Below are 14,657 nucleotides of genomic sequence, written 5' to 3'. Positions count from 1 at the left end.
ACTAGGCCGGTTTACCGGAATCTTTACCATCCGGTACAAACACGTAGCCTAACCCCCAAACGGTTTGTATGTAACGTGGGCTTGCCGGGTCAGCTTCGAGCATACGGCGCAAGCGTGACACTTGTACGTCAATACTACGCTCAAGCGCACTGTAGTCACGGCCGCGTGCCTGATTCATTAATTTATCACGCGACATAGGTTGGCGTGGATGCGTCACTAATGCTTTCAATACCGCGAACTCGCCGCTGGTTAATGGCATCGGCTCATTTCCACGAAACATTTCGCGGGTGCCTAAGTTTAAACGAAATTCACCAAAGCGAATTTCTTCATCTTCAGCACTTGGTGCGCCGGGAATTTCTTTCCCGCGCCGACGCAATACCGCTCGCACACGCGCTAACAGCTCTCGTGGATTGAATGGTTTGGCTAGATAATCATCGGCGCCAAGCTCAAGCCCGATAATACGATCCACCTCATCGCCTTTCGCCGTGAGCATCACAATGGGAATCTCGTTATTTTGTTGGCGTAAACGTCGGCAAATTGATAATCCATCTTCACCTGGTAGCATTAAATCGAGCACCATCAGATGGAAGTTTTCGCGCTCTAATAAACGATCCATCTGGTCACTACTACCCGCGGCTCGCACATGAAAGCCCTGCTCGGTTAAATACCGCTCTAACAGGCTACGCAAACGCGCGTCGTCATCCACGACAATAATTTTAAACGTTTCTTGGCTCATAAGGTTTTGCTCTTGTAGGCAACTATTCCTGTTACTATGTGAACTATATGCGAAGCAAATTCTTTTGCCAACAAAGGCTTGTAACGAAAGGTTTCAGTGCCATGAGGCGACTATTTGATTTCACTGCGCTTCGTCGTAAACTCCAGCTTTTGATTCAACCCTATTTTTAAGAGCTTATTGCCACAACATGAAGACAAATTTAATTAGCCGTTCTGGCTATCTGCAGTTGCAACAAGAACTTGATCATTTATGGCGCGTTGAGCGTCGCGAAACGACCGAAAAGGTCGCGTGGGCAGCCAGCCTTGGCGACCGCAGTGAAAACGCAGACTACAAGTACAATAAGCAGAAATTACGGCAAATCGACAAGCGTATTCGATTTTTGCGCAAGCGCTTAGAACAGCTCAAAATTGTTGATTATTCACCGCAGCAAGAAGGTAAAGTCTTCTTCGGCGCAACCGTCACTGTTGAAGACGACGATGGCCAGCAACGCACTTTCATTATCGCCGGGCCCGATGAGATTTATCAGCGCAACGATGTGATTTCGATTGATGCACCTATGGCCCGGGCAGCGCTTGGTAAGCAACTCGATGACGAGTTCACTGTCATCACCCCAAACGGTCCAAAAGCATGGATTGTAACCAAAATCGATTACATTTTGACGCGTTCCTAGTGTGAAAAGTGGTGCATTTACGCTTTCTCTACATCGAATCACACACAAGCAAGAAGCAGCCTGATATACTTGCCCGATTCTTAAATTAATACACGACATCATGAGAGAAGTTATGAGCTCGATTACTCAGCAAATCGCGAACGAGTTAGCGGTCGGTTCGCAGCAAGTGCAAGCTGCTATCGCGCTATTAGATGACGGTGCCACGGTACCTTTTATTGCGCGTTACCGAAAAGAAGCAACGGGCGGTCTAGATGACACGCAGTTGCGTAATCTAGCACAACGCCTGACCTACTTGCGCGAACTTGAAGAACGCCGAGCGGTGATTCTGAGCAGCATAAAAGAGCAAGGTAAGCTCACGGCGGAACTTGCACAGGCCATACAAGAAACCAATTCGAAAACCGAACTTGAAGACCTATATCTGCCGTATAAGCCGAAGCGCCGTACCAAAGGGCAAATTGCCATTGAGGCTGGGCTTGAACCACTTGCTGATGCGCTGTTTAGTGACCCACAATTAACACCTGACGTTGAAGCGCAGAAATATTTCAATAGCGAAGCTGGCTTTGCCGACGAAAAAGCCGTACTCGAAGGTGCGCGTTTTATTCTTATGGAGCGTTTTGCCGAAGACGCAGCCTTATTGAAAAAGGTGCGTGATTATTTATGGAATAACGCTGAAATCACGAGCACAGTAGCGCCGGGTAAAGAGTCTGAGGGCGCTAAGTATCGTGATTATTTTGAATTTAGTGAAGCACTGAAGAAGATACCTTCGCATCGCGCGTTAGCCCTATTCCGTGGTCGTAATGAAGGCATCTTGCAACTGAAGTTAAACCCCGATCCGCAACAAGACGACCCGAAGGCTCGTAGCTACGGCGAGCAACTGATTGCAGCGCATATCGATTGGCAAGATAAAGGCCGTGCCGCCGATGCTTGGCTACAACAAACAGTCCAGTGGACCTGGCGCATTAAAATTCTATTGCACATGGAAACCGAATTATTTGGTTCGGTTCGTGAGCGCGCCGAGACCGATGCCATTCAAATTTTTGCCAATAACCTCAAAGATTTACTCATGGCCGCGCCTGCCGGTGACAAAGTCACTATGGGGCTTGATCCCGGTGTACGCACGGGGATTAAAGTTGCTGTCGTGGATAGCACCGGCAAGGTACTTGGTACCAATACGGTATTCCCGTTCCAACCACAAAACCAAGTGGATAAAGCGATGCGCACGCTAGCCGGCATGTGTAAGCAGCATAAAGTTGAACTTATTTCGATTGGCAACGGCACCTACTCTCGCGAAACCGACAAATTAGTTGGCGAAATGCTCAAAGCCAATCCAGAAATTAAAGCCAATAAAGTGATTGTGAACGAAGCTGGTGCATCGGTTTACTCGGCTTCAGAACTTGCCGCACAAGAATTCCCTGAACTTGATGTGTCATTGCGTGGGGCAGTTTCAATAGCTCGACGTTTACAAGACCCTCTTGCCGAACTCGTGAAAATTGAGCCGAAATCAATAGGTGTTGGCCAATATCAACACGACGTCAGCCAAGCTCAGCTTGCGCAAAGTCTTGATGCCGTTGTCGAGGATTGTGTCAACGCAGTCGGCGTCGATTTAAATACAGCATCCGTTGCATTACTCGCTCGCGTTGCAGGTTTGACCAAAACCTTAGCACAAAATATTGTTGCTCATCGCGATAGCAACGGACGCTTTGCAACCCGCCAGCAATTGCTCAAAGTTGCCCGTATGGGGCCGAAATCGTTTGAACAGGCGGCAGGCTTCTTACGCATCATGAACGGTGAACAACCGCTCGATAGCTCGGCTGTGCATCCTGAAGCGTATCCCGTCGTTGAACGTATTGCCGCGCAAAACGAAAAACAAGTCAGCGATATTATCGGTGATAGCAGCTTTTTGAAGCAGCTCAATGCAAAGGATTATATCGACGACAAATTTGGCTTACCAACCGTGCAAGATATTTTGCGCGAGCTCGATAAACCCGGTCGTGACCCTCGCCCAGAGTTTAAAACCGCGAGCTTCAAAGAAGGCGTGGATGATATCAAAGATCTGAAAGCGGGCATGACGCTTGAAGGCGTGGTTAGTAACGTGGCCGCTTTTGGCGCTTTTGTCGATATCGGCGTGCACCAAGATGGCTTAGTGCATGTGTCGGCGCTATCAGATAAATTTGTCAGTGATCCGCGTGAAATAGTCAAAGCCGGCGATATTGTCAAAGTAAAAGTGTTGGAAGTCGACGTGCCACGCAAGCGCATTAGTCTCACTATGCGCCTCAGCGATGAGCCAACACCTGCTGCGCCAAACCAAGCGAAAGCGAGTTCAGCTAAATCGCCATCGCACAAGCCACGCAGCGCTGGCGGTCAATCACGACCACAACCGGCCTCGCAACCTAGTGCTAATTCAGCGATGGGCTCTGCTTTTGCCGAGGCCTTTGCAAAAGCGAAAAAGTAGTGGCTTTTAGCTCGAAAAAAACCGACCTCAGAAGGTCGGTTTTTTATTTCCGTTATACTTTTAAACGGTTTGCGGCGCTCGCATTGTGCGCTGCAGTAACTCTTGAAATTCTTGTTTGTGCGTTTGGAATGCCACGCGCATGATTTCAGCTTTAGCCTGCAATTCTGCAAGCGTTGGTACATGCATCCCATCAACCATTGCTTTCGCTTTTGTATCAAGTAATTGCTTGCGCACTTGGTAATAATCACGCAGTTTTACGACCATGAGATCAAATTCATCGTGTAGTTTTGCCATTGTCGTTTCACAAGAAATCTGTGCTTTTTCTTTGGCTTTCTTAAACTGCATCTCGAGTCGAGCTTTCTCAACTTGATAGCCGTTTGTCCGCTTCAAGTTCGACGTTAATCCAACCCATGAACACGCTCGAATCAACCATTTGGTCGGGTCGAAATGCCACCAACGAATCCCGTTGCGGTAATCCGCAGAGAAAATATGATGGTAATTATGATAGCCCTCACCAAAGGTTAATAAGGCTAATACACCATTATCACGCGCCGTATTGCGATCGGTGTAAGTTTGCTTACCCCAAATATGTGCCAGTGAGTTGATAAAGAACGTGGTGTGATGGTTAATCACCAAACGCGCGAAGCCGACTAAAATGACTGCACCCCACACATCACCGAGCATCAAGCCCAAAGCAATCGGCCAGCCAACTGAAGTCAAAATGGTCAGCAACAGGTAGTGGCGATGCTGCCACATCACAATCGGATCTTTCTGCAGATCTTTGACGTTGTCGTAGTTGCTATAACGTGATGCCTGATATTCACGTAACATCCAACCGATGTGCGAGTACCAGAAACCGCGCTTCGCTGAATAAGGGTCTTTATCGTTATCGTCCACATGTTTGTGGTGTTCACGATGATCAGACGACCAGTGCAAAGCACTGTTTTGCACCGCTAAAGCACCACCTAAAGCGAAAAGGATTCGCAATGACCAGTGCGCATCGTATGTGCGATGCGCCCATAACCGGTGATAGCCAGCCGTGATCGAAATACCAGCGAACACGATGGTACCGATCAATCCAGCAATCAGCCCAGCCGAAAAACCGTGCGTTAAGCCATACCATGGCACACCAATTGCGGCGACTAAAAAAGTAATGGCAAAAACACTGAAGTTAAGCCAAATGATGGGAGGTTTTTCAGCAGTTGCTGAACCAGGATGTGACGACATATATGAACCAACTTAATTACTAAAAAGAAGAACTCGCGCATTCAGTGAACATGTGTTCGCTCAATTTACCTATGCTTTATATTCAGTGCAAGTAAATTCGGTCGAAAAACGTTGAATTGCGTGAACACGCGTTCACTGACATAATCTGTTCGACGACTAAAATTAACGAGAGTTCCATGCTATGGCCGGTGTTCGCGCAGCCCAAAAAGAAAAAACCCGTCGAGCCCTTATTCAAGCGGCGATGAATCAGCTCAGCGCTGAACACGGATATGCGAGTTTGAGTTTACGGGAAGTTGCGCGCGAGGCAGGTATTGCACCGACTTCGTTTTACCGTCACTTTCAAAACATGGAAGAGCTTGGGCTGACTTTGGTTGACGAAGGCGGCCTGACACTGCGGCAATTATTACGTCAATCACGCCAACAAATTGCCAAAGGTGGCTCGATTATCCGCGCGTCGGTGACGACGTTTATGGAGTTTGTGACCAACAACACCGCTATTTTTCGTCTGTTATTGCAGGAAAAATCCGGCAATTCACGTGATTTCCGCTTGGCAGTAACCCGCGAAGTCGAGCATTTCACCGCTGAGTTAGTCGATTATTTAGTTGATGAGCAACAATTCGACCGTGAATTAGCCGAGTTGCAAGCGGATGCGATTGTTCGCATTGTATTCAGTGCTGGAGCCGATGCACTTGATGCTGACGCCAAAGAGCGCCAGCGCTTAACCGAGCAAACGATTGCGCAATTGCGCGTGGTTGCGCGCGGTGCTGAGGCTACGCGGCAAGTGGCCAAAACCAGAGAATCAGCGGCACTGTAGCAACGCACAACACAATGGTTAACGGTAAACCGAGTTTCCAGTAATCACCAAACGCATACCCCCCCGGCCCCATCACCAAAATATTTGATTGATGACCAATTGGCGTAATAAATGGTAACGCCGCACCAATCGCAACTACCATCAAAAACGGGTCAACGGAAACGTCGAGGCCGGTTGCCATATTTAAGGCGATGGGCGCCATTAATACCGCCGCAGCCGCATTATTGATGATGTTAGATAACGCGAGCGTGACCACCAATAAAATTGTCAGCGCCACGGCTGCCGGAGCATCACTACTCACCATAAGTGCCCAATCTGCCAACGTATGCGCCGCACCGCTGCGTTCAAGCGCACCACCTAACGGAATGGTCGCCCCGAGCAACACCACGATCGGCCAATCGACGTTTTCATACAACTCGCGCAGCGGAATGATATTCGCAAGTACCATTGCGCCAGCAGCGGCAGTGAACGCAACTGGCACGGAGAGAACTCCCAGCGCACTGAGCATAATTGCGGTAGCGAATATCGCCAGTGGTGTGAATAGTTTTTTACCGGCACCAATACGCATACTGCGCTGTGCCAACGGGAAACAACCAAAACGACGAAACACATCGGTGAGAATTTCAGCGTCGCCTTGCAACAATAAAACATCGCCTGGTTTGAAGCGTATATTTGCCAGATTTGGCTTAACCGGCTGCCCTTGACGCGCAACGGCTAACACGTTCACGCCAAACCGATGACGCAGGCGTAAATCAGCGGCAGAACGCCCCACCAGGCGTGAATCCGGACCCACAACGCCCTCAACGACCTGTACTTCATCGGAAATCAAAAATCGATCCGCAAGTTCTTCTTCTGCATTTAATTCAAAGCCCGTCGCGTCGATAATCTGCTGCAATGTATCGGTATCAGCTTCTACAATCAGCACGTCTTCGGCTTTAATACGGTAATAGCGCGGCGGCGCAGTCATCACCGTTTTATCTTGTTTGATAGCCACGACCGCAAAGTTTTCTTTTATGCGGCTTTCCAGCTCGTACAGCGTTTGACCAACATAGCTTGCACTCTGAGGTACCCACAGTTCTGTCATGTATGAGCTCATATCGTAAGGCGAATTAGCACTATCACGGCTATTTGTCTTCGGTACTAACCATTTGCTAGTCAGCCACATGAAACCTAAACCGATAACTGTGAGTGAAACGCCAACAGCAGTAAAATCAAATATACCGAAGCTTGCACCAATCGATTCACGGCGAATATCCGCCACAATAATGTTGGATGGCGTACCAATCATGGTCACCGTACCGCCCAACAATGAACCGAATGCCATTGGCATCAATACCTTTGAAGCATGACCTAACCCGCTTCGCGATAACTGCAGCGCAACTGGAATCATGATGGCCATGGTACCGGTATTACTGATGAACGCAGAGCAAAATGCGGTAATGCTGGTGAGCGCAAGCATTTGAATCCAGGCTGTATCACCCACTCGCTTCATTAAAGAAGCTAATGCATCGACCACGCCCGATCGCCACATTGCATGACTAATGACCAATACTGCAGCCACGGTGATAACAGCCGCATTACCGAACCCTGCAAACACTTCATTGGTTGGCACCAACCCTAGGGCGGCCGCCACTAATAGGGCAAACATTGCCACCAGGTCATAGCGCCAGCGGTCCCAGACAAACAGAACCAGGGCACCAATAATAATTGCGCCGATAAGTAATTGGTCAACCATGTACTTTCCAAAACCTTAAAATGTTGTTAACAGATTGGCGTTATTTCGTGGGAAGTCAATAATTTTGCTGGTAAGATTGCTAAATAATTATGAATAATCAGTGAACAACAAAGCAACGAGGAGTACATCATGCTGCGCAGCATTAGTCTTGTATTAGTCGCTGCGGTAATGTCATTTTCTACCTATGCACGAGATATTACGTTAGAAGAAACCATTACCGTTAAATCAATAAACAGTGCGGCTCTTGCCGCTGATGGACAATTAGCGGCCTTCACTCGAGTGGTACCACGCCAACCATACGTTGATGACGACGGCAGTTCTTACATTGAACTTTATACCGTGCGCGGTAACTCTGTGAGCGTGCCCTTTATTACCGGTAAAGAAAGTCTTGGTGCGGTTAGCTTCAATGGGCAAACAATTTACTTCTTAGCGAAACGCGACGGTGTGAAGCATACGAGCCTTTATAAAATGGCAACCACAGGTGGCGAAGCGCAGCTTGCACTTAGTCATGATGCCGCCATCAATAGCTACGCGATCAGCGCTGATGGGCGCTACATCGCATTTCGTGCTCGCAGTAAAGCTGACGACACGAAAGCGAAGCTCGCCAAAAAAGGTTTCAAAGCTGAAGTTTATGAAGAAGAGCATGAGTTCACGCATTTGTGGCTTTATGACACGCAAACCGAAAATGCCAAGCCAGTACAGCTGACAAACTCACAGCAAGTCCTGTCTGTTGCGTTTCGTCCGGGTCATGAACAATTGTTAGTTCGTGTCGCACCAACTGCCTTAGTTGATGACAATTATATGAGTAGCCAATATCAGCTACTTGATTTTTCAGGTAAGCAAGTCAGTGCATTTGAGTCGGTTGGGAAACTCGGCAAAGCAGAATTTTCGCCTGACGGTCGCTACTTAGCGGTGATTGGTGCGGCTGATTATAATGATCCAGCTGATGGCCGTTTATACGTATACGACACCAGCAAGCAGAATGAACGCAAAGAGGTCCTGCCGGATTATCAAGGGCATGTGCAAGACATCGCTTGGCGTCGAAACGACGAATTGGTTTGGTTAGGCCACCGCGGCACGCAAAGTGAAGTGCAAGCGCTGACCATGCAATGGCTCGAGACACGTATTTTAATGGAACCCAGCAAGCTTGTTGCGGTTGATATTGAGGTTACGCCGGGTCACGAAGATGTTCTTGTTCGAGCGCATAGCGCCGCACACCCAACTGAATTGTTCCGCATTAGTGGTCAACGTATTGAACGCCTCACCGACTCCAACCCTTGGTTAGCCGACATCACCATGCCGCGCCAAGAAACAGTAAGTTACAAGGCGCGTGACGGCTTAGATCTTGAAGGTATTGTTGTGTACCCAACCGATTATCAAGAAGGTCAGCGTTATCCACTGATCATGGTTGTGCATGGTGGCCCGGAAGCGCACTACAGTAATGGTTGGCTGGATCGTTACGGTAGCCCAGTAAAATACGCCGCGCAGCAAGGCTATGCGTTATTTTTCCCGAACTATCGAGGCAGTACCGGACGCGGTGTTGAATTCTCGAAGCTTGGTCAAAATGATTATGCTGGCAAAGAGTTTGACGACTTAGTTGACGGTAAAGATCACTTAGTCAAAATGGGCTTAGTTGATGCGAAGAAAGTGGGGATTACCGGCGGCTCGTACGGTGGCTTTGCGTCGGCATGGGGTGCAACGGCACTTACCGAACATTTTGCCGCCAGCGTGATGTTCGTTGGTATCAGCGATAACATTTCTAAGTTTGGTACGACCGATATCGCCAAAGAAATGCATGCCGTTCACGCGCGCAGTTACCCATGGGAAAAATGGCAGTGGTACTTAGAGCGCAGCCCGATTTATCACGCTGAAAAAGCACGTACGCCTATCTTGATTATGCACGGTAAAGAAGACACCCGTGTACATCCAAGCCAGTCGATGGAGCTTTATCGTTACTTGAAAACTCACGGAAATGTTCCGGTACGCTTAGTCCTATACCCCGGCGAAGGTCACGGTAACCGCCGTGTTGCGGCGCAACTGGACTATGCTATGCGTTTAATGCGTTGGATGCAGCACTTCTTGGTTGAAGGTAATAAAGAAGCGCCAGCACATGAACTGCCACATGCTGAAAAACTGAAGTAGGGGTATTCATGGCAGGTCTTAAGCGACTATTTAACAAAGGGTGGTGGGTTATCCCCCACCCTTTTCAGCCAGAAGACCTGCGCTACTGGCGAGTGAAGTTAATGCAGAATATTCAATTTATTCTGCAACTTTATACCGGCATATTCTTTTTTCTGAATATTTTTCTGTTTGACTATCTGCTGATGGCCGCCGCCGATGCAATACTTTTCGGCGGTATCTTGGCGTTACAAATTGATCTTCGCAAGCACCTGAATATTGAGCGCAGCGCTCGTCTGCTAATTGGCATTATTGTCATCTTTCTCGGAATGTATTTCGCTTTAGCGCACGGTCGCAACTATTCATTTATTTGGTTTAGCATGGTGCCCTTGCTTGCGTTTTTCTTACTTGGTTTACGTTTAGGGCTTTATGTCAGCGGAGGCTTCCTTGCCGCTTTAGTGGCGTTTATCATCTGGTTTTCTCCACAGTGGCCAAGTTACGCAATTAATCTACCAGCCGTGTTTAATATTGCGCTGGCGTTAGTCGCAGTGCTCACCATCTCGCGCCATTATGAAAAGTCACGCGAAGAAGCTTTTAATTTTCTAGCAAAGCGCAATCGTGAGCTTGAAGTGCTCGCAAGAACCGACACGCTGACACAATTGAAAAACCGCTCGCACTTAGATGACGTGCTCGAACAAGAGCTAGAGCGTGCGCATCGTTATCAGCATGAGCTTGCTGTACTGATTCTTGATACCGATCATTTCAAAACACTTAACGACAACTATGGACACCTTGTTGGCGATCAAGTACTTAAAGAGCTCAGCCAAGTTTTATCTGCTCAGATCAGAGCCAGCGATATCCTCGGGCGCTGGGGTGGTGAAGAGTTTTTAGTTATTGCGCCAAATACCGATGAAGAAGGTGCTGTTGAATTAGCGGAAAAAATCCGTATTGCGGTAGCTGAGCATCGTTTCACCGAACAAAAGCTTCACTTAACCGTCAGTATTGGTTGTACCGATTGTCTCGATGAAGACACCATCATTTCGATTGTTCAGCGTGCCGATAACGGGCTTTATCAGGCAAAGCATGACGGACGCAATTGTACTCGCTTAGGTAAAGCGGCTCGAGCCGCAGTGCATTAGCCTCAATTGTTTAGAACAAACAATAAAAAAGGCAGCGTCAGCTGCCTCTTTTATTTATGCGAAAGCTTATTGCTACAACTGAGGGCCTGCAGCAACGAGAGCTTTACCTTCTGCGTTGTCAGTGAACTTTTCAAAGTTCGCAACAAAACGCTGCGCCAAGTCTTTAGCTTTCACATCCCAGTCTCCCTTATCTTCATAGGTGTTACGCGGGTCAAGGATGTGCTGCTCTTGAACGCCTTCAAGTGCTGTTGGCATTGCTAGATTAAAGTATGGCAACTGTACAAATTCCGCATCTTCAATGCTGCCGTCTAGAATCGAATCAATGATAGCGCGCGTCGCTTGAATTGAAATACGTTTGCCAGTGCCGTTCCAACCGGTATTCACCAAGTAGGCTTCCGCACCAGATGCTTCCATACGCTTCACCAATACTTCTGCGTACTGCGTTGGATGCAACGTTAAGAATGCCGCGCCGAAACAGCTTGAGAAGGTTGGCGTTGGCTCAGTAATACCGCGCTCTGTACCAGCCAATTTCGCGGTAAAGCCGGACAAGAAATAGTATTCAGTTTGCTCTTTAGTCAGCTTAGAAACAGGTGGTAATACACCAAACGCATCCGCTGTTAGAAAAATAACTTTTTGCGCATGACCCGCTTTCGACACTGGCTTCACGATGTTATCGATGTGATAAATCGGGTACGACACACGGGTATTTTCAGTTTTTGAATTGTCATCAAAATCAACGCTACCGTCTTCGCGAACGGTCACGTTTTCTAACAAGGCGTCACGGCGAATTGCGTTGTAGATATCTGGCTCGGCCTCAGCTGACAAGTTGATAGTTTTCGCATAACAACCGCCCTCGAAGTTAAAGACGCCATCGTCGTCCCAACCATGTTCGTCATCGCCGATAAGCTGACGCTTTGGATCGGTTGATAAGGTTGTTTTACCGGTACCCGACAGGCCGAAGAAAATAGCAACGTCGCCGTCTTCGCCAACGTTCGCAGAACAGTGCATTGAAGCAATACCCTGAAGCGGCAGGTAATAGTTCATGATTGAGAACATACCTTTCTTCATTTCACCGCCGTACCAAGTACCGCCGATTAACTGAATACGCTCAGTTAAGTTAAAAGCAACGAAGTTTTCAGAATTCAGGCCATGCTCTTGCCATTTGTGGTTAATGCATTTCGCACCATTCATGACCACAAAATCAGGGGTAAACGTTTCTAGCTCTTCCGCTGATGGACGAATAAACATGTTCTTCACAAAATGAGCTTGCCATGCCACTTCGGTAATAAAGCGAACGGCCAAACGCGTATCTTCGTTTGCGCCACAATAGGTATCAACAACAAACAAACGCTTGCCAGATAGTTGACCCGTTACTGTCTCTTTTAGATCAGCCCAAATTTCAGGGGTAATTGCTTTGTTATCGTTCTTGCCTTGATCCGCCCACCACAATGTATCTTTGGTAGTGTCATCACGTACAATGTATTTGTCCTTTGGCGAGCGACCAGTGAAAATACCAGTATCGACAGCAACAGCGCCAAGATCGGTGACAACACCTTTCTCGAAACCTTGAAGATCGGTGCGAGTTTCTTCTTCGAACAACTGCTCGTAAGAAGGGTTATGGACAATTTCAGTGACGTCTGTGATGCCGTAATGGCCTAAATCCAGATCAGTCATGTGACGGACTCCTGCGGGTCTGGTTTGAGCAAAAATTTGAAAAGTAAACTTGGGGCGCGATTCTAACCTCAAACACGCAAAAATGATAGTCTTTGTCGCCATTTTAAGGCTAGAATGGCGCCTTTTACCGCAAAAGTTATGGTTAAAATATGCGCGATAGTTTTCACACACGGATAGGCTTCGTTCTCGCTGCAGCAGGCTCTGCTATTGGTCTTGGCAATATTTGGGGCTTCCCCAGCCAAGTTGCAAATCACGGCGGCGCTGCATTTCTACTCGTCTATCTACTGGTTGTTGTGATACTTGCGGTACCGGCGTTATATACCGAGTTAAGCCTAGGCCATGCCGCGCAAGCGAACCCTGTAAAAGCACTCAGCACATTGAGTACCACGGCACGCCCTATCACCGCAATCAGCGGTAAAACAATGGGTTATTTGAACGTTATCGGCGCGATTTTAATGCTGAGTTTCTACCATTTAGTCGCCGCTTGGATGCTTGCCGAAGGTTTCACCTTTTTACTCACTGCTCTGCAATTAACCGAGTTAACGCCGTTTTTTGCTGATGCTTCGATGCTGCGCGATATCATTTTGCTCTTAGTTTTTGTCGCACTTACCTTTGGTATCGTCATCAATGGCGTCCAGCAAGGTATTGAACGTTGGTCACGCCGCCTCATGCCGTTACTGGTGTTGCTATTAATTGGCTTGATTGGTTTCATGAGCACCTTACCTGGCTCAGCCGATGGCTTCAGAGCTTATTTAATTCCCGATTTTGCAGCGATGTGGAATGCCGACCTGTTAGTGTCTGCCATGGGTCAGGCGTTTTTTAGCTTGTCCATCGGCTTGGGCGGCATGATGATTTATGGGAGTTACTTGCAAAAAGGCACCCGTATTGGCCGTCTGACTTGGAGTGTCGCTGCGCTCGATACATTAGTCGCGTTCTTGGCTGGTCTATTAATAATCCCTGCACTCTACGTGGCTATGGCACAAGGCTTAAGCGTCACCGAGGGCGAGCAGCTGATCGGCGAAGGTCGGCTGATCTTTCAAGTGCTTCCTGATTTGTTCACGCAATTAGGCTATGCCGGCGCTTGGTTAGGATTCGGCTTTTTTGCGCTGTTGAGCATTGCGGCACTCACTTCAACGATTGCGACCGCCGAAGTCCCCATTGCGTATGCGATAGAAACGCATCCGCTGAATCGTCGCCAAGCCGCGCGTATTATTGCAGCGATTATTGCGCTAATTGGCTGTGCTTTGGTGATTTGGTTTGAACCGCTCTTTAATTGGGTGGTGACCTATGTCACACAATTCCAATTACCGTTATCGGGGCTGTTTTACTTTATTGTATTGGGATGGTTTTGGCAGCGTAGCAACCGAGTTCGCGAGTTAGCGGCAACGTCATGGCGCTACCGCTTATTGTTCTGGCATTTACGTTTTATCTGCCCACTGTTATTGGCTTGGGTATTTGTCGATGTCGCGCTGTAAGCAAGCACTTACTTGCGCGCTTTGATCTTATTTTCTAAAGCCTCGGCTACACGCGCGTCAGTAAACTGGCGCACATCACCGTGGTGAATTGCCACTTCTTTAACCAGCGTGGATGAAATAAATGAATTTTCTTCAGCCGGTGTTAAAAACACACTTTCTAAGCCTGGAAACAAGCGTCGATTCATATTTGCCAGCTGAAACTCATATTCGAAATCCGACACCGCACGTAAACCGCGAATCAGTACTGTCGCGCCCTGCTCTTTGGCAAAATCCACCAATAAACCACTAAAGCCAACCACGGTAACATTCGGTAACTCGGCTGTCACTTGACGCACAAGCTCAACGCGCTCTTCAAGCGTAAACATTGGCTTTTTGCTGGGACTATTCGCAACACCGACAATAATTTCACTAAACAAGTTTGCGGCTCGTTCAATTAAGTCAGCATGACCATTCGTAATCGGATCAAAGGTCCCAGGATAAATGGCGCGTTTATGCATGAAATTTCTCCAGCTGATGAAATGAGGATGCGCAGCCCCCTGCTGATCAGGTAAACTATGCTTATCGTAACAGCTTAAGTAAACAGACTTAAGTTCACCCGTCAGGTCTAAAGCACGGAG

General features: G+C 47.9%; 11 protein-coding genes. 6 read left to right on the top strand and 5 right to left on the bottom strand.

Annotation, left to right across the window (positions count from 1 at the left end):
* Nucleotide 1 precedes the first annotated feature (1 nt).
* Nucleotides 2–736: an osmolarity response regulator transcription factor OmpR gene (ompR, locus tag CWI82_RS01595; RefSeq protein ID WP_092857665.1), complete on the bottom strand. Its 735-nt coding sequence runs from the start codon at nucleotides 734–736 to the stop codon at nucleotides 2–4.
* A 187-nt stretch (nucleotides 737–923) separates the two neighbouring features.
* On the opposite strand from ompR, the gene greB reads away from it, so the two are divergent.
* Both greB and CWI82_RS01585 read left to right on the top strand, forming a co-directional pair.
* Nucleotides 924–1,406, top strand: a complete 483-nt coding sequence (greB, locus tag CWI82_RS01590; protein WP_092857668.1) for a transcription elongation factor GreB — start codon at nucleotides 924–926, stop codon at nucleotides 1,404–1,406.
* A 112-nt stretch (nucleotides 1,407–1,518) separates the two neighbouring features.
* A complete protein-coding gene (locus CWI82_RS01585; protein WP_130202449.1) occupies nucleotides 1,519–3,858 on the top strand; it encodes a Tex family protein in 2,340 nt (779 codons plus the stop codon).
* A 60-nt stretch (nucleotides 3,859–3,918) separates the two neighbouring features.
* Here the strand turns inward: CWI82_RS01585 and CWI82_RS01580 are convergent, their stop codons facing one another.
* The gene (locus CWI82_RS01580) at nucleotides 3,919–5,085 is read right to left on the bottom strand and encodes an acyl-CoA desaturase (RefSeq protein ID WP_092857672.1); all 1,167 of its coding nucleotides are present in this window, start codon (nucleotides 5,083–5,085) and stop codon (nucleotides 3,919–3,921) included.
* Between the two features lie 181 nt (nucleotides 5,086–5,266).
* On the opposite strand from CWI82_RS01580, the gene fabR reads away from it, so the two are divergent.
* A complete protein-coding gene (gene fabR, locus CWI82_RS01575) occupies nucleotides 5,267–5,899 on the top strand; it encodes an HTH-type transcriptional repressor FabR (RefSeq protein WP_130202448.1) in 633 nt (210 codons plus the stop codon).
* Here fabR and CWI82_RS01570 read toward each other — a convergent pair.
* On the bottom strand, nucleotides 5,856–7,634 hold the full coding sequence (locus CWI82_RS01570) for an SLC13 family permease (protein WP_092857676.1): 1,779 nt from the start codon (nucleotides 7,632–7,634) through the stop codon (nucleotides 5,856–5,858). The genes fabR and CWI82_RS01570 overlap by 44 nt on opposite strands.
* A gap of 129 nt (nucleotides 7,635–7,763) precedes the next feature.
* On the opposite strand from CWI82_RS01570, the gene CWI82_RS01565 reads away from it, so the two are divergent.
* Nucleotides 7,764–9,776 (top strand): alpha/beta hydrolase family protein, encoded by a 2,013-nt coding sequence (locus tag CWI82_RS01565; protein WP_130202447.1) that lies wholly within the window; start codon nucleotides 7,764–7,766, stop codon nucleotides 9,774–9,776.
* A gap of 8 nt (nucleotides 9,777–9,784) precedes the next feature.
* Nucleotides 9,785–10,891, top strand: coding sequence for a GGDEF domain-containing protein (locus tag CWI82_RS01560; RefSeq protein ID WP_130202446.1), 1,107 nt, complete (start codon nucleotides 9,785–9,787; stop codon nucleotides 10,889–10,891).
* A 72-nt stretch (nucleotides 10,892–10,963) separates the two neighbouring features.
* Here the strand turns inward: CWI82_RS01560 and pckA are convergent, their stop codons facing one another.
* Entirely contained in the window at nucleotides 10,964–12,565 is a 1,602-nt protein-coding gene (gene pckA, locus CWI82_RS01555; RefSeq protein WP_130202445.1) for a phosphoenolpyruvate carboxykinase (ATP), read from the bottom strand.
* 149 nt (nucleotides 12,566–12,714) lie between these two features.
* Here pckA and CWI82_RS01550 point away from each other — a divergent pair, with 149 nt between their 5' ends.
* Nucleotides 12,715–14,040, top strand: coding sequence for a sodium-dependent transporter (locus tag CWI82_RS01550; protein WP_092857684.1), 1,326 nt, complete (start codon nucleotides 12,715–12,717; stop codon nucleotides 14,038–14,040).
* 8 nt (nucleotides 14,041–14,048) lie between these two features.
* Here the strand turns inward: CWI82_RS01550 and coaD are convergent, their stop codons facing one another.
* On the bottom strand, nucleotides 14,049–14,537 hold the full coding sequence (gene coaD, locus CWI82_RS01545; RefSeq protein ID WP_092857686.1) for a pantetheine-phosphate adenylyltransferase: 489 nt from the start codon (nucleotides 14,535–14,537) through the stop codon (nucleotides 14,049–14,051).
* Between the last annotated feature and the right edge of the window lie 120 nt (nucleotides 14,538–14,657).

This window comes from Pseudidiomarina tainanensis, assembly GCF_004214835.1.
Classification (GTDB): Bacteria; Pseudomonadota; Gammaproteobacteria; order Enterobacterales; family Alteromonadaceae; genus Pseudidiomarina; species Pseudidiomarina tainanensis.
Note: the sequence above shows the minus strand (reverse complement) of the source record. Positions and strands in the feature narration are given on the sequence as shown.

Coding starts and splice junctions, on each gene's coding strand:
- CWI82_RS01580 (WP_092857672.1), bottom strand. CDS start 5,085: ATGTCGTCACATCCTGGTTCAGCAACTGCTGAAAAACCTCCCATCATT.
- CWI82_RS01570 (WP_092857676.1), bottom strand. CDS start 7,634: ATGGTTGACCAATTACTTATCGGCGCAATTATTATTGGTGCCCTGGTT.
- fabR (WP_130202448.1), top strand. CDS start 5,267: ATGGCCGGTGTTCGCGCAGCCCAAAAAGAAAAAACCCGTCGAGCCCTT.
- CWI82_RS01550 (WP_092857684.1), top strand. CDS start 12,715: ATGCGCGATAGTTTTCACACACGGATAGGCTTCGTTCTCGCTGCAGCA.
- CWI82_RS01585 (WP_130202449.1), top strand. CDS start 1,519: ATGAGCTCGATTACTCAGCAAATCGCGAACGAGTTAGCGGTCGGTTCG.
- greB (WP_092857668.1), top strand. CDS start 924: ATGAAGACAAATTTAATTAGCCGTTCTGGCTATCTGCAGTTGCAACAA.
- coaD (WP_092857686.1), bottom strand. CDS start 14,537: ATGCATAAACGCGCCATTTATCCTGGGACCTTTGATCCGATTACGAAT.
- pckA (WP_130202445.1), bottom strand. CDS start 12,565: ATGACTGATCTGGATTTAGGCCATTACGGCATCACAGACGTCACTGAA.
- CWI82_RS01565 (WP_130202447.1), top strand. CDS start 7,764: ATGCTGCGCAGCATTAGTCTTGTATTAGTCGCTGCGGTAATGTCATTT.
- ompR (WP_092857665.1), bottom strand. CDS start 736: ATGAGCCAAGAAACGTTTAAAATTATTGTCGTGGATGACGACGCGCGT.
- CWI82_RS01560 (WP_130202446.1), top strand. CDS start 9,785: ATGGCAGGTCTTAAGCGACTATTTAACAAAGGGTGGTGGGTTATCCCC.